The sequence below is a fragment of the Allotabrizicola aquatica (SeqCode) genome (assembly GCF_965194375.1).
Taxonomy (GTDB): Bacteria; Pseudomonadota; Alphaproteobacteria; order Rhodobacterales; family Rhodobacteraceae; genus Tabrizicola_A; species Tabrizicola_A aquatica.
On record NZ_CBDAEL010000003.1, the window covers coordinates 31,601 to 46,293 of the forward strand.

The 14,693-nt window shown below is 62.3% G+C and carries 12 protein-coding genes and 2 pseudogenes; 1 reads left to right on the top strand and 13 read right to left on the bottom strand.

Annotated elements, in window-relative coordinates:
* Window positions 1-149: 149 nt before the first annotated feature.
* Window positions 150-974, top strand: a pseudogene (locus AC72UB_RS05445) (Hint domain-containing protein); the annotation flags it as partial.
* A gap of 222 nt (window positions 975-1,196) precedes the next feature.
* Here the strand turns inward: AC72UB_RS05445 and phoB are convergent.
* From phoB to AC72UB_RS05510, 13 genes and pseudogenes are all read right to left on the bottom strand, one after another.
* A complete protein-coding gene (gene phoB / locus AC72UB_RS05450; RefSeq protein ID WP_505188880.1) occupies window positions 1,197-1,886 on the bottom strand; it encodes a phosphate regulon transcriptional regulator PhoB in 690 nt (229 codons plus the stop codon).
* Entirely contained in the window at window positions 1,886-2,596 is a 711-nt protein-coding gene (gene phoU / locus AC72UB_RS05455; protein ID WP_505188881.1) for a phosphate signaling complex protein PhoU, read from the bottom strand. Before phoU ends, phoB begins: the two co-directional genes overlap by 1 nt.
* Before the next feature lie 10 nt (window positions 2,597-2,606).
* The gene (pstB, locus tag AC72UB_RS05460; RefSeq protein ID WP_463289332.1) at window positions 2,607-3,401 is read right to left on the bottom strand and encodes a phosphate ABC transporter ATP-binding protein PstB; all 795 of its coding nucleotides are present in this window, start codon (window positions 3,399-3,401) and stop codon (window positions 2,607-2,609) included.
* A 14-nt stretch (window positions 3,402-3,415) separates the two neighbouring features.
* Window positions 3,416-4,777 (bottom strand): phosphate ABC transporter permease PstA, encoded by a 1,362-nt coding sequence (gene pstA, locus AC72UB_RS05465; protein ID WP_505188882.1) that lies wholly within the window; start codon window positions 4,775-4,777, stop codon window positions 3,416-3,418.
* Window positions 4,774-6,234, bottom strand: coding sequence for a phosphate ABC transporter permease subunit PstC (pstC, locus tag AC72UB_RS05470; protein WP_505188883.1), 1,461 nt, complete (start codon window positions 6,232-6,234; stop codon window positions 4,774-4,776). Before pstC ends, pstA begins: the two co-directional genes overlap by 4 nt.
* A 67-nt stretch (window positions 6,235-6,301) precedes the next feature.
* The gene (locus AC72UB_RS05475) at window positions 6,302-7,339 is read right to left on the bottom strand and encodes a PstS family phosphate ABC transporter substrate-binding protein (protein WP_505188884.1); all 1,038 of its coding nucleotides are present in this window, start codon (window positions 7,337-7,339) and stop codon (window positions 6,302-6,304) included.
* A gap of 152 nt (window positions 7,340-7,491) precedes the next feature.
* The gene (locus tag AC72UB_RS05480; protein ID WP_505188885.1) at window positions 7,492-8,520 is read right to left on the bottom strand and encodes an ATP-binding protein; all 1,029 of its coding nucleotides are present in this window, start codon (window positions 8,518-8,520) and stop codon (window positions 7,492-7,494) included.
* Between the two features lie 84 nt (window positions 8,521-8,604).
* Window positions 8,605-9,108: a holin family protein gene (locus tag AC72UB_RS05485; protein ID WP_505188886.1), complete on the bottom strand. Its 504-nt coding sequence runs from the start codon at window positions 9,106-9,108 to the stop codon at window positions 8,605-8,607.
* Window positions 9,099-9,711, bottom strand: a pseudogene (locus AC72UB_RS05490) (holin-associated N-acetylmuramidase). The gene AC72UB_RS05485 and the pseudogene AC72UB_RS05490 overlap by 10 nt, the downstream one beginning before the upstream one ends.
* A gap of 176 nt (window positions 9,712-9,887) precedes the next feature.
* On the bottom strand, window positions 9,888-10,334 hold the full coding sequence (gene ccmE, locus AC72UB_RS05495) for a cytochrome c maturation protein CcmE (RefSeq protein WP_505189132.1): 447 nt from the start codon (window positions 10,332-10,334) through the stop codon (window positions 9,888-9,890).
* A gap of 118 nt (window positions 10,335-10,452) precedes the next feature.
* Window positions 10,453-11,481, bottom strand: a complete 1,029-nt coding sequence (gene argC, locus AC72UB_RS05500) for an N-acetyl-gamma-glutamyl-phosphate reductase (RefSeq protein ID WP_505188887.1) — start codon at window positions 11,479-11,481, stop codon at window positions 10,453-10,455.
* Window positions 11,482-11,562: 81 nt separating this feature from the next.
* Window positions 11,563-13,767 (bottom strand): calcium-binding protein, encoded by a 2,205-nt coding sequence (locus tag AC72UB_RS05505; RefSeq protein ID WP_505188888.1) that lies wholly within the window; start codon window positions 13,765-13,767, stop codon window positions 11,563-11,565.
* A gap of 164 nt (window positions 13,768-13,931) precedes the next feature.
* Complete coding sequence (locus AC72UB_RS05510; protein WP_505188889.1) at window positions 13,932-14,684, bottom strand: DUF1684 domain-containing protein; 753 nt, start codon at window positions 14,682-14,684, stop codon at window positions 13,932-13,934.
* Window positions 14,685-14,693: the final 9 nt, after the last annotated feature.

The following is a 14,693-nucleotide window of genomic DNA, read 5'->3' on the forward strand; positions in this document are numbered from 1 at the left end:
ACGGCCATACGGCCGTGAACATCACCGTGCCCAATGCCGCGCAACTGGCCGGGATTGACACGCTTTACGTCACCAACCCCTCGAACACGAATTTCGGGGCAGAGTATCTGGCCAATCAGGCGGCGATTGCGACAGCGGTTCAAAACGGCATGAACCTTGTGATCTTTGACCGCAATGTGACCAATGCCCAAACCATCCTGCCGGGCGGCAGCGCGATTTCGGTGGTGCGCAATGTCACCTCTGGGGCGACGGATGTGAACATCGCCGCAGGCGCGCCCGCAGCCTTTACCGCCGGGATCACTAACGCCACCTTCGATGGCGGCAACCTGTCGTCGCATCGCTATGTGACGCTTGCCTCTTTGCCGCCGGGCGCGGTGCCGTTGCTGACGCGGGCCAATCCCAACCAAGTGGTGGCCTTCACCTATCCCTACGGGTCGGGGACGGTGTTTTATTCGACCATCCCGCTGGATTTTTACTCCAACAGCACAAACGCCGCCATCACCCCGGCCGAGATCTTAACGCTGTTTGGCAATGTGGTGGATGTCTTGTGCTTTGCCGCAGGTACGCGGATCATGACGGTGCTGGGCGCGAAACCGGTTGAGGATCTGCGGCCCGGCGATTTGGTGCGCGTGCTGGACGGCTCGCACCAACCCCTGCGCTGGGTCGGGCAGCGGCGGCTTGGCAAGGATGATCTTCGGCGCAACCCAATGCTTCATCCGGTCAAAGTTGCCGCCGGAGCCTTGGGGCTGGGCCTGCCGCAGCGCGAGATTCGGGTGTCACGCCAACACCGGATGCTGATCGCCTCGGCCCCCCTGCGCGCGCTGACGGGCCACAGCGCAGCTTTGGTTGCGGCGTGCAAACTGGTTGGCCTGCCGGGTATTGTCTTGGACGACAGCGTCGCGGAGGTGACCTACATCCACCTGCTCTTTGATCGTCATCAAGTGATCTGGGCCGAGGGGGCGCCGTCGGAATCGCTTTTGCTGGGTCCGGAGGCAGACAAGATGCTCACCCGCGCACAAGTTCAAGACATCGCGGTACGCCTGCCGTCTTTGGCTGAGGCCAGCACACCTGCCCTGCCCGTTCTGACGGGCCGCATCCGCAAAAGCCTGATCCAGCGGCACCAAAGGTCGGGACGCGCCTTGATCGAAACCCTGCCAGCCCCTCGCCCGGCAAGCCCGCTCAGCACCTTGGGCGCCTCAGCCCAAGGAATAGCCCGCGCCGCGCACCGTACGCAGCGGATCCTCGCCGCCAGTCGCCATCAGCGCTTTGCGCAGCCGGCCCACATGCACGTCTACCGTGCGGCTGTCGACGTAAACATCCCGGCCCCACACGCGATCCAACAGTTGCTCGCGGCTGAACACCCGGCCCGGACGTTCCATCAGGCATGACAACAGGCGAAACTCGGTCGGGCCAAGCTTTAGCCCTGCCCCCGCCCGGGTCACGCGGTGGGTTTCCGGATCAAGCCGGATATCCTGCCATTCCAGCACTTCGCCAGCCTGCGCCGGGCGCACGCGGCGCAGATGCGCGCGCAGGCGCGCCATCAATTCGGCCACGGAATAGGGCTTGATGATGTAATCATCCGCGCCCGTCTCAAGGCCGCGCACCTTGTCGACCTCTTCCGAACGCGCCGAGAGCATCAGAACCGGGATCCCCCGCGTCTCGGGCCGCGCCCGGATGCGGCGGCACACCTCAATTCCCGAGACATGCGGCATCATCCAGTCCAGAAGGATCAGGTCCGGCAAGCCCTCGGCCAACCGCTCCATCGCCTCTTCACCGTCTGCCGCGCAGACCACGGCAAAGCCGTCGGCCTCAAGGTTATAGCGCAGGATCTCGCGCTGCGCCGGTTCGTCCTCGACCAAAAGGACAACTGGCTTTGGGGCGGCCATCAGACCTGGCCCCCCAGCCCCGCAACCGCATCCACCTTGGGCCGCGCATCGGCGGGCAGGCTGCCGGTCGTCATGTAAATCACCTGTTCGGCGATGGTTGTGGCATGGTCCCCCACCCGTTCGACGTTCTTCGCGATGAAATGCAGCTGCATCGCCGGCGTGATGGTGCGGCTGTCCTCGAGCATATGGGTCAAAAGCTCGCGAAAGAGCGCGTTGTACATCTGGTCAATCTCATGGTCGCGCAGCCGCACTTCGGCTGCCAGCCCGCCATCGCGCGCGATGAAGGCATCGAGCGAATCCTTCAGCAACAGCCCCACCGCCTTGGCCATCCGCTTGAGCGAGCCTGTGGCCCCCGGCAAAGGCTGCAACCCCGCCAGCACCTTTGAGCGTTTGGCCAAGTTCTTGGCATAATCGCCGCAGCGTTCAAGGTTCGAAGCGATCTTCATCACCGACAGCACCATCCGCAGATCGGTACCCATCGGTGCACGAAGCGCAATCAGCCGGGCACATTCAGCATTGACCTGCTCTTCCAGCGCGTCAATCGCGGCATCGCCCGCGCGCACCTGATCGGCCAAAACCTCGTCCAGCGTGTCCACCGCGCGCGCGGCGTCGGCCAGCGCGGTTTCCACCAGCCCGCCCATCTTCATGATCATGGCCTGAACCGCCTCAAGATCACGGTCAAAGGCCCGCAGGATATGTTCGTTGCTCATGGCGGTCCCCTTAGCCGATCCGGCCGGTGATATAGGATTCGGTGCGCGGATCCTTCGGGTTGGTGAAAATCTGGCCCGTCTCGCCAAACTCCACCAGATTGCCCATATGGAAGAACGCGGTGCGCTGGCTGACACGGGCAGCCTGCTGCATGGAATGGGTCACGATCACCACAGAAAACTGGTGGCGCAACTCGTCGATCAACTCTTCGACCTGCGCGGTGGCGATGGGGTCGAGTGCCGAACAGGGTTCGTCCATCAGCAAGACCTCGGGGCTGGTGGCGATGGCGCGGGCGATGCACAGGCGCTGCTGCTGGCCGCCCGACAACCCAGTGCCGGGTGCTTGAAGGCGGTCCTTCACCTCGTTCCAGAGCGCGGCTTTGCGCAGGCAATCTTCGACGATCTGATCCAGTTCGGCCTTGCCTGCGGCAAGTCCGTGGATACGCGGGCCATAGGCCACGTTGTCATAGATCGACTTCGGAAAGGGGTTGGGCTTTTGAAACACCATGCCCACCTTGGCGCGCAGCTGCACCGGGTCCACCCGGCGGTCATAGATGTCTTCGCCTTCCAACAGGATCGACCCTTCGACCCGGCAGATCGAGATGGTGTCGTTCATCCGGTTCAGGCAACGCAGGAAGGTCGACTTCCCGCAGCCCGATGGGCCGATAAAGGCCGTCACCGACTTGTCGGCGATATCAACATCCACATCCTTGATGGCGTGTGTTGCCCCGTAATAGACCTGCACCTTGCGGGCCTCGATCTTGTTGACTGTGCTGTCCACACGGCTCTCCATTCGCATATCTTTCATGGGGGCTTCCCGGGTTACCAGCGGCGTTCAAAGCGGCGGCGCAGCCAGATGGCGCCGACGTTCATCACCACAAGAAAGACCAACAGCACGATGATCGCACCGTTCGACCGTTCGATAAAGGCAGGGTCAGACCGGCTGGCCCAAGAATAGACCTGCACCGGCAGCGCAGTGGCCGGGTCCATCATGCCCGACATCGGCAGGCCGGGGTAATTGTCGACGAAGGCCACCATGCCGATCAACAACAGCGGCGCGGTTTCCCCCAGCGCCGTGGCCAGGCCCAGAATGGTGCCGGTCAGGATGCCGGGCATCGCCAAGGGCAGCACATGGTGAAACACCGTTTGCATCTTTGACGCCCCCACCCCCAGCGCCGCATCGCGGATCGACGGCGGCACGGCCCGGATCGAGGCCCGGGTGGCGATGATGATGGTGGGCAGGGTCATCAGGCTGATCACCAGCGCGCCGACAAAGGAAGACGACTGCGCGAAGCCCGCGAAGTTGATAAAGATCGCCAGACCCAAGATCCCGAATACAATCGAGGGCACGGCGGCAAGGTTCGAGATGTTCACCTCAATCGCATCGGTCCAGCGATTCTTGGGCGCGAACTCTTCGAGATAGATCGAGGCCGCAACGCCCACGGGCAGGCACATCAGCGCGACCAGCGCCATCAGATAGGCAGACCCGATCAGCGCCACACCCAGACCCGCCGCCTCGGGCCGCTGGTCAGAGGCGTCAGGATTGGTGAAAAAGCCCCAGTTCCAGCCGGTTGACAAGATCCCTGCCCCGCGCAGCCGGTCGGCCAGCTCCAGCTGTTCGGGGGTAATGTTGCTGTCCAGCTTGGCGCTTTCCATGGTGACGCGACCCTTGAGGTAGCCGTCAATCCGGCCCCCCGCCAAGACAGTCGAGTCAATCGTGGTACCGATCAGTGCGGGATCAGCCAGCACCATGGCACGCAATCCGCCCGCCGCATCTTTCGAAATGAACTCGGCCACCTCTTTGTCGGTCAGCGTGCCAAGGTCGATCTTCTGGCGTTCCAGCTCGACCATCAACGATTGCGCCAGCACCTTGGTATAGCCAATGGTGGTAACTTTACCCATTTCGGCGGCGTCGCGGTTGCCCTTGGGGTCCAGCACTTTTTCGGTCAATTCGACCGGAAAGCTGAGCTTGGCCTGAAAGAAGGCCGAGCTGCCATCGCGCACGATTGTGAAAAGCATGATGGTCAGCATGGTCAACGAAATGGCAATCGCCACCAGACCATAGAGCCGGAACCGACGTTCGGCAGCATTGCGGCGCTTCATCTCGGGGCTGGTGACATAGATCGACTGCGCGGGCTTCGCCCCCGGCATCGGCGCGGCATCCAAGGCGGCAAGATCGGTCATTCGTATTGCTCCTTGTACTTGCGCACGATGTAGAGCGCAAAGACGTTCAGGCCGAGCGTGATGATGAACAGCGTCATCCCCAGTGCAAAGGCCACCAGCGTCTCGGGCGAGGCAAAGTCGGTGTCCCCGGTCAACTGGCCGACGATCTTCACCGTCATTGTGGTCATCGCATCAAACGGGTTGAGCGACAGCTGCGCCGCAGCCCCTGCCCCCATCACCACAATCATCGTCTCGCCAATCGCGCGGCTCGCGGCCATCAGCACCGCCCCAACAATGCCCGGAAGGGCTGCGGGCAAGATCACCTGCCGCACGGTTTCGGACCGGGTGGCACCCAGACCATAGCTGCCATCGCGCAAAGATTGCGGCACGGCGTTGATGATGTCGTCCGACAGGGAGGAAATGAACGGGACGTTGAGAATCCCAATCACGATCCCGGCCGTCATCACAGATGAGCCGGAATTGCCTAGACCCAAAGGCTCGGCGAACCAGTCGCGCAGCGCAGGACCCACGGTCACTAGCGCAAAGATACCAAAGACCACGGTCGGGATGCCCGCGATGATTTCGATCAGCGGCTTGACCCAGTTGCGCACCGGACGCGAGGCGTATTCGGCCAGATAAATCGCGGTGAAAAGCCCAATCGGCACCGCGACCAACAGCGACACCACGCTGATGTAAAGCGTCCCCCACAACAGCGGGATCATCCCCAGATCGGAATTGCCGCGAAAGTTCGGCGACCAAGTCAGCGAAAAGAAGAAATCCTGTATCGGGTATTTTGTAAAGAAATCATAGGTTTCTGACGCCATCGACCAGATGATGCCAAAGGTGGTCAACACGGCGATGGACGAGGCCAGCGCCAAAAGACCCAAGACGACACGCTCGACCGCGTTGCGGGCACGAAAGCTTTTATGGGCGCGGCTGACACCCCAAAACAGGCCCACAACCGCGACAACCAAGAGAAGGATCGTCCGCGCTGCCGCACCCCAGGCCGTCATCGCGCGATAATCCTGCGCGGCGGACAGAACCTCTGGCGTCACGGTGCTGCCAAGCGCCACACCGACCTCGGCCAGCCGCGCGCGCACATCGCTTTCGCCGGTCGTCAGCAGCCCGGCCTCATCTTCCGTCATCGCGCCCACGGCGACGGCCTGATCCAGACCCCCGGCCACACGGCGCACATCGGCCATCACCAGCGCGCGGGCGCTGTCATCGGCCACCATCTCGGTAGGAAGATTAGCGGAAATGCGGTTTTCCACCACCATCGGCTGCACGATCAGCCACAGGGCAAAGGTTGCCAGCGCGGGTATCAAAACCCAGATCGCACCATGCCATCCATAGGCATTCGGCAAGGAATGCAACTCTCTCGGGTTGCCCCCGGCCGAGGCGAGCGCCTTTTGCCGCGACAGGACAAACCCTGCAAGCGCCAGCACCCCAATGACCGCAAGAAGCATCGCGACAGACATCTTTAAGCCTTATCTCGGAGGAGAAACAAAAATGGGCGGGGCCGTTAGGCCCCGCCCAAAGATCAGCTTATTCCAGCGGACCCATCGGGGTTTCAGCAGCCACCATCGCTTGGGTGTCTGCCAAGGCCGGGTCGGAGACCAGGCCATAGGCCGCCAGCGGGCCATCGGGGCCAGCCATGTCGTTGGACACGAAGAACTCGATGTATTCCTTCAGGCCGGGGATCACACCGATGTGCGCCTTCTTGACGTAGAAGTACAAGGGACGCGACACCGGGTAGTCACCCGAAGCAACCGTTTCGGCCGACGGCACGACGCCGCCCATGGTGGCCACGCGCAGCTTGTCGGTGTTGTTCTGATAGAACGACAGACCGAACACGCCGATGGCGTTCTTGTCAGCATCCAGACGCGCCAGCGTCTCGGTGTAGTCGCCGTCGATGTCCACGTTGCGGCCATCGGTGCGCAGCTTCATGCAAGCTTCTTCGGTGGCATCTTCGTCCATGCCGCTGGCGGTGAAGGCGGCCATAGCGCCGGTGTCTTCACAGCCCTGGACGATGACCTTTTCGTCAAACACTTCACGCGTGCCGTGCTTGGTGCCGGGCGACAGAACCAAGATGTCCTGCGCGGGAAGGGCCGCATTGAATTCCGACCACTGAGCGTGGGTGTTGGCAACCAGGGCGCCATCCTTCACAACGGTCTCAGCGATGGCGTTGTAGAGATCCGACGGGGTCAGCGCGAATTCGGCGCCATTGACGTCCGAGGCAAACACGATGCCGTCATAGCCAAAGCGCACTTCCATGATCTCGGTCACGCCATTGGTGGCGCACAGGTCGATGTCCGACTGCTTGATGCGCGAGGACGAGTTGGCGATGTCGACGGTGTTTTCGCCAACGCCTTCGCACAGCTTCTTGCGACCAGCACCCGAACCGCCGCCTTCAACCACCGGCGAGGGGAAATCAAAGTTTTCACCAAAGGCTTCAGCCACGATGGTAGCATAAGGCAGAACCGTGGACGAACCGGTCACCTGGACCTGATCACGGGCCGAGGCGATAACGGTCGACGCGGCAAGGATTGCCACGGTCGATGCGGTCAGTTTCATGAAAGACATCTGTCACTCCATCAGAATCGCGAGGGGCCGGATGCCCGTCGTCTGACCCTCGTCTAGGGGGCTTACGCAAGGCTTTTGCGACAGTTGTGTAACAGTTCTATGACGGCCCGCACCATCCCGCCAAATGGCAGGGGCAACCCGACAGAAGGACGTTAAGCCATAGGAAGCAAGATACTGAATTTACTTCCATTTCCAATTTCGCTTTCAATCACCAACCGCCCGCGATGACGCTGAACAATGTGCTTCACAATGGCCAAACCCAGCCCAGTTCCGCCCATTGCGCGGCTTCTGTGACTGTCGACGCGGTAGAATCGTTCGGTCAGGCGCGGAATGTGACGGGCATCGATTCCCGCGCCCTGATCAACCACGTCCACCCGCAAGACCGGCCCACGCGGCCCGCTCTCCCGCGAGAGGGCCAAAGTCACAGTCGTCCCGGCAGGGCTGCCGTATTTGATGGCATTCTCGGTCAGGTTGGTTAGCACCTGCACCATCTGATCGGCATCCGCCCGCACCAAAGCCTCGTCTTGCGCGCCGATCAGAGCCAGCTGCACATCGCTTCCCCGCGCCAAGGGTTGCAGACTGTCGGCCACGCTGCGGGCCACGGCGGCCAGATCGACGCGGGTTTCGGGGCGGATACGCTCTTCGGCCTCCACCCGGCTTAGGTGCAAGAGATCCCGCACAAGGCGGTTCATCCGTTCCGCCTCGGCGGCCATGATCGCCAAGAACCGCTCACGCGCATCGGGGTCATCCTTGGCCGCCGCGCGCAGGGTTTCGATAAAGCCCGAAATCGCGGTCAGGGGCGTGCGCAACTCATGGCTGACATTGGCCACGAAATCGCGCCGCATGCGGTCCATCTGCACCGCCTCGGTCAAATCGGCAAAGGCCAGAAGCACACCTTCATGAAGCGGCGTCACCGTCACCTCATAGACTTGGTCATGGCTGACTTGCGCGGTGACCAAACGCACCACCGCCCCTTGACCCTGCCTCAAGGCGCGCTCGATGGCGGCCAACACCTCCGGCGCGCGGATCAACAGACCATGATGCCGCCCAACCAACCCTTCGCCCGACACCGCAAAGAGCGCCTGCGCGGCCGTATTGGCCTCGGCCACCAGAAGATCGGGGCCGATGACGATCAAGGGCATGGGCACCCCGCCGACAAGGCGGGCAATCGGATTTGGCATGGGTCACATCCTGTCACGGCGGCGTCTTGCCAACAGCTAGCGTCCGCATGTGACAATTGCCAGACATTCGGCCTTTTGCCCGTGCTAGCGGTCGCCCGCCTGCCATTCGCGCAGCGCGGCGTTCGAGTCGTGCGCCGCAGGAAGATCGGGCACATCGGCGGCCGCCTGCGGCAGCGGCACGCCCGGCGCGGGCCTGTTGCGAAAGTAAAACGTCTCGCGCGCACCAAAGTAAAACGCCACCACCGCCCCCAAAAGCCACCACAACGGCTCTGGCACCGCGTTCAACCCGACCATACGGGCGGCAAAGCCCTGCGGGTCCATCATGGCAAAGATGAACAGACCAATCGTACCAAAGGCCAGAAACGGCCGCGGAAGGCGGTTCAACCCGTTCACCAGCCGGTCGAACCAGCTCAAGCTTGGCATCTGATACTCATGCCCCAATTGCGACAGCGCCGCCATCTGCGCCTCAACCGAAAGCTCCATCCGCCGCGTGGCTGAAGGGGTCAGCACCTCGGCCACCCCTTTGGCGGCTGTGCCAAGCGAGGCAATGGCGGCTGGGCCGCCCAAAAGCTGTCGCATCATGCCCATGTGGCCACCCTTGCGCGATGTTCGGCCTCGCTCAGGTGATAGCGTGGCGCGATGAACTCCTCGGCGCGGACAATCCAGCCCCCCTTCCCGCCATCCCGGCGGCGGGCAAACTTGCGACTGGCGGGCCGGGCATCGGCCAAAGCGTAATAGTAATTGCGCCGGGCAATCCCATAGGCATCGGCGATATGGGCCGGGGCCGCCTCGTAGGACCGCTGGGCCGCACGGATCGTTTGCGGCCCGATCACCCCATCATCAATACAAGCAAACCCCATCTGGCTGCACAGCCGCTGCAGGATTTTCACGGCATTGGCGCCTGCATTGACATACATGTCAAAAACCGAAGGCTGTAGCACCTCGGGCAAGGCCCCGATGCCCGGTCTACGAAAATAGTGATCGACGTAAATCTCAATCGCACGCGCGCGGCTTAAGCTTCGCACATCCGACACATCCACCCGCCCATCGCCTGTGATATCGATCCCAAGCCGCCGCAAACTGTGGATCGTCACCCCGTGATTGGTCGCCCCCCCCCGGATCGTCCGGATCGTCGACAAAGCCCCCTTCACGCGCGACAATCTCTGCCGCCAACTCTCGAACCGTCTTCATCTTGCCCCCCACTCGCCGCGCTCGCGGGCCTCAGGATCAAGGGGTTGGGTTAAGGGGCCATCATCGTGGCGCGCGCCCTTTCATCTTGGCGAAAATACTCCCGCCGGAGGCACCCGGCATCTGCCCGTCGGAGCCTCCGGCGGGAGTATTTGGACCAAGATGAAAACCGGGAGGTGTCAGTTGGTCTGGGGGTCTTTATAGACGCCTTGCGCCTTGAGGCTGTCGATCACCTCTTGTGGCATATAGGTTTCGTCATGCTTGGCGAGGATCTCGCTGGCGACGAACACACCATTTTGCATCTCGCCGGTGCCGACCATGCCTTGGCCTTCTTCAAAAAGGTCAGGCAGGATGCCGGTAAAGGTCACAGGCACCGTGGCATTGGTGTCGGTTACGCGGAAGGACACAGTTTCGCTTTGGCCGCGCAGGATGCTGCCCTCTTCCACCAGACCACCGATGCGAAACACCTCACCGGGTGCCGGCGGCTCTTCCAGAACCTGCGTGGGCGAGCGGAAGAAGTTGATGCCGTCGCGCATGGCATAGCCGATGAGCACGGTTGAAATCGCCAGCGCCAGAATGGCCAACAAGATCACCTGAATCCGGCGCTGTTTTTTCAGGCCTTTCATGCCGCGAAAGCCGGGTTTTCCGGTGGCGTCCATCGTCTCGTCTCCTGCAAACTTGCGCATGACATGCCGCAAGAACATGGGGCCTGCTTTGACCTCAATCAACCTCTGCGGCGCAAGGTCACGGGAAAACCGGGGCGAGCATCAGCCCGGCGGTCTCGTCAATCCCGAGCATCAGGTTCGCGTTCTGGATCGCTTGGCCGGACGAGCCCTTTGTCAGATTGTCCAACACCGCCACCACCACCGCGCGCCCGGCGATGCGGTCGCCGATCACGCCCAGATGGCAATAGTTCGATCCCGCGATGTCGCGGGTCGAGGGCAGCGACCCGAACGGCAGCACGTGCAGGAAGGGTTCCTTGGCATAGGCCGCACTCAGCGTCTCATGCAGGGTCTTGGCATCGCCCTTGACATAAACCGTCGCCAGAATGCCCCGGTTCATCGGCAAAAGATGCGGGGTGAACTGGACCTGAACAGGACGGCCTGCGATGGCGGAAAACTCTTGGTCAAACTCACCCAAATGGCGGTGCTTGCCGCCCGCCGAATAGGTATGGGTGCCGCCCGAAAGCTCGGCATGCAAGAGGTTTTCCTTCAGCGACCGCCCCGCCCCCGACACGCCTGCCTTCAGATCGATCAGGATATCGTCAAGGTCAATCACCCCTGCAGCGATCAGCGGGCGCAGCGCATATTGGCCCGTGGCCGCATTGCAGCCGGTGCCCGCCACCAGCCGCCCCTTGGCAATCTTGGCGCGGTAAAACTCGGTCAGGCCGTAAACTGCCTCGGCCTGCAGATCGACGGCGGCATGGGGATTGCCATACCACTTTTCATATTCAGCCGGGTCGCGCAGACGGAAATCCGCCGACAGATCGACGATCTTCAGATTGCGTGGCAGTTGGGAAATCACCGCTTGGCTGGTGGCATGGGGCAGCGCACAAAAGCACAGATCGACGCCAGAAAAGTCGATCTCGTCGATCTTGACCAAAGTCGGCAGAACCAGATGGCGCAGGAAAGGAAACACCTGATCCATCGACATGCCCGCCTTGCGGTCAGCCGACAGCGCCACGATCTTCATCGACGGGTGCGTGGCGATCAGGCGCACCAGTTCGGCCCCCGTATAGCCCGAAGCGCCCAAGATTGCGATGCGATGGGTCATGTGATCCCCCTATGGCTTGATGCGCCCCTCTTTGGTCCGAAGCGGGGCACCATGCAAGAGGGCAAAACGCCGATCAGCGGGTCAGAGGATCGAGATATCGTCGCGCAGCGCCGCCAGCGTGATGTTCTCGACCACCAGCACATCGCCTGCGCCGAGGTCAAAGACCACATGCGCCCCGGATTGCCGGGCATGGCCAAGCGCCGTGCTGGCGCTGGTCACACCGGCAAAGCCGCCAAGCAGGATGGTGTCCACATTGTCCTGAAAGTCGCGGATGCGGTCCGTGTCATCGCCGCGCTGGAACACAAACCGATCCGCCCCGGTGCCGCCCAAGAGAGTGTCATTCCCAGCCCGGCCCGCCAGCATGTCATCGCCGCCCAGCCCCCAGATCACATTGGCCAAGGCATTGCCCGACAGCCAATCGCGGTGCGCAGAGCCGATCAGGTTTTCAACCGAGACAAACCGGTCGCCAGACGCCTCGCCCATGGCGGTGCCGGTCATCACGCGGGTCAAATCGGCGCGAACGCCACTGCTCGCCGATTGATAGGAGGCAGTGTCACGCCCCTCCCCGCCAAAAAGCTGATCCGCCCCCGTGCCGCCAATCAGCCGATCATTGCCCGCCCCGCCAATCAACGTGTCATCGCCCTGACGGCCTGACAGGATGTCAGCCATGGTGCCGCCCTGCAGCCGATTGGCCGCTACCGTGCCGGTTCCGGCGAAACTGGCAGTGCCGGTGTAGGTTAGATTTTCGACATTTGCGCCAAGGACATAGCGCGCCAAGGTCGTCTGCACCACGTCACGGCCCTCGCCCAGATGTTCGACCACAGTATCAAGGCTGCTGTCCACGACAAAGGTGTCGTTGTGACGACCGCCAGCCATGTAATCTTGGCCGGACCCGCCATCCAGCGAGTCATTGCCCCAGCCGCCGAAGAGCTGATCCTTGCCAGTGCTGCCCAAGAGCCGGTCATTCCCGTACTGGCCGTAAAGGAAATCATCGGCCCCATAGCCCGCCAAGACGTCATTCCCCTGCCCGCCATAAAGGAAATCATTGCTGCCCGAGGTTCCGCGCAACGTGTCATTGCCGCCAAAGCCAAAGCCCGCCTGCGACACGGCATCAAAGGTCGCCTCGCCCGCCGCAGTTTCATAGGCCTGATTGCGCAGCCGCGCGGTGACCAATGACGCGGTCACCGCCTCGCCCGCAGCCTCGGAGGCCGGGGCTTGGCCCAGCGAAAAGGCGTTCATCGCATGGGCCAGCGAATGCTGGTTGCGATAGGTCTCGGTGCCGTTGGTTTCCAGATAGATCAGATGCGACGCCCCGGTCTGCACGCCCGGATACCAGCCAAAGCCCATGCCTTGGCCGACAAACAATTCATAGGCTGCGGCGAAAAGATCATCAAATCCTTGGGGTTGCGCGGGGTTGTTGACCTGCCCATCAGCGTTAATCTCGGTAATCACCACCCGGTCCACGGCCACCGGCGCATAGATCGCCTCAAGCCGGGCAATCAGCTCGGCCGGGGTGTCGACAAGGTTGGTGCCCATCCAGCCGGGATAAAGATGCGCCGACCAGACCAGATCTTGTCCGACGCCCGCGCGCAGATAATCCAGCGCGCTTTGGCCGTTGATCTGGGTATTGGCCAGCGTCAGAAAATCGCCGTTATAGCCCCAGCCACCGACCAGAATATTGCCCTCGGCCGCTGCGCTGATCTGGTCGGCCAATTCGATCGCATGATCGGCGTACAGCTTGACAAAATCCGCCGCCGACAGCCCATCTGCCGTGCCGTTGAAGCGCACTGAATGGCGGTAGGCGGCACTCTCGTTCATCAACTCCCAGCCCCAGACCCCTGCGGCAACGCTGGGATTGGCGGCCATCCAAGCCAGCATATCGGCCCCTGCGCCCGACACATCGGTCAGGTTCTCTTGCAGCGCGAGAACGGCCTCGGGGTTGCTCAGCGCGGGCCAGCGGTCGGTGCCGATGCCGATGTTTTGCGCATCACCCCCGCCATAGCAGATCGTCAGTTCAAACCCCTGGGTAACGGCGGCCCGCAAGAACCGCTCCATCTCGGGGTGCAAAGAGCCATCGGGGTTGAAGCTGTGTTCGTTGAACAAAACCCGCAGGTTGTTCACCAACGGCAGCCCCTCACGAATGCGGGCAACAAAGCCTTCGGGATCGCCGTTCATGCCATGGGGGATCAGTTGCACCGGGTCTTGCCAGACCCCGCCACTGCCGTCGGCGGCCAGCATGACAAGGTTGATCATAGCCACATTGGTCGTGCTTGACGCTTGAGACATCGTTCACTCACTGCAACAAGGGGCGTACTGCCCCATACCCAGACACTCCGCAGCCAAGGGGCGCGGTCGAAATCCTGTCCTCGCCCAGACCGGTGGCAGAACTGTGGCCGAGTTCGGAGGGTCTTGGGTTGATTTTATGACGAGTGCCGGGCGCGGCGGGCGCCTTACCCCCAGATTTCGCCTGCGGTCACCGCGAAAGCCAAGATGTTCTGGCGCGGCGGCAAGGGGCAGATCGCGTGGGGGGTAAAGGCGCAAGGCGGGGTAAAGGCGCGGTTGAAATCCAGTGTGATGGCGTCGTCCGTCATCTCCTCGCCCATCAAGAACCGCGCGGCGGCGTAGGTTTCGCGCCCCGATGTGGCATCACGAAACACGAACATCGGCTGGCCACCCTTCCAATGGGTCGGCGCCAAGGCCACATCATGACCCGCAAAGGTGAACCGCGCGACATGGGTCAGCGTCACCTGCATATCCGCCCCGCCGCGTTGGCCGATCATAGCGGTGTCGGGGGTTTCCAGCCGCTCCCAACGGGCGCGGATCACCAAGGCGGGGTTTTCTGGGAAATAGTGCAAATCAGCCAAGCGTTGGGCTGTTAGATCGCGCACCCGCAGCGCAGGCACCCCATCAACTGTATGAATTTCCAACAAAAGCGGTGGCACCCGCAGTTGCGGAAATCCCCCCGGCGCGGGTGCAAAGTCGTGCGGCACACCCTGTGATGTGGTAAACTGCGCGCCGCCGTCGATCAGCGTCAGCACGCCCAAATGACCCGGCCCCACCGACAACACCAGATCATTGCCCGGCCCCTGCCCCACGCGCTGAGGCCCCGGCGCAATCTCCACCCGGTCGGTCAGGTTGACCCAGCCATCCTCGGCCGTCAGCGCTGCCAGCCGCGCCGCTTTCCAATCTTCAAGGCTTTGCATCATGCCCCC

Bases quoted from the DNA above. Each gene is read 5' to 3' on its own strand.
- phoB (WP_505188880.1), bottom strand. From the start codon at position 1,886: ATGGCCGCCCCAAAGCCAGTTGTCCTTTTGGTCGAGGACGAACCGGCG.
- phoU (WP_505188881.1), bottom strand. From the start codon at position 2,596: ATGAGCAACGAACATATCCTGCGGGCCTTTGACCGTGATCTTGAGGCG.
- pstB (WP_463289332.1), bottom strand. From the start codon at position 3,401: ATGAAAGATATGCGAATGGAGAGCCGTGTGGACAGCACAGTCAACAAG.
- pstA (WP_505188882.1), bottom strand. From the start codon at position 4,777: ATGACCGATCTTGCCGCCTTGGATGCCGCGCCGATGCCGGGGGCGAAG.
- pstC (WP_505188883.1), bottom strand. From the start codon at position 6,234: ATGTCTGTCGCGATGCTTCTTGCGGTCATTGGGGTGCTGGCGCTTGCA.
- AC72UB_RS05475 (WP_505188884.1), bottom strand. From the start codon at position 7,339: ATGTCTTTCATGAAACTGACCGCATCGACCGTGGCAATCCTTGCCGCG.
- AC72UB_RS05480 (WP_505188885.1), bottom strand. From the start codon at position 8,520: ATGCCAAATCCGATTGCCCGCCTTGTCGGCGGGGTGCCCATGCCCTTG.
- AC72UB_RS05485 (WP_505188886.1), bottom strand. From the start codon at position 9,108: ATGGGCATGATGCGACAGCTTTTGGGCGGCCCAGCCGCCATTGCCTCG.
- ccmE (WP_505189132.1), bottom strand. From the start codon at position 10,334: ATGAAAGGCCTGAAAAAACAGCGCCGGATTCAGGTGATCTTGTTGGCC.
- argC (WP_505188887.1), bottom strand. From the start codon at position 11,481: ATGACCCATCGCATCGCAATCTTGGGCGCTTCGGGCTATACGGGGGCC.
- AC72UB_RS05505 (WP_505188888.1), bottom strand. From the start codon at position 13,767: ATGTCTCAAGCGTCAAGCACGACCAATGTGGCTATGATCAACCTTGTC.
- AC72UB_RS05510 (WP_505188889.1), bottom strand. From the start codon at position 14,684: ATGCAAAGCCTTGAAGATTGGAAAGCGGCGCGGCTGGCAGCGCTGACG.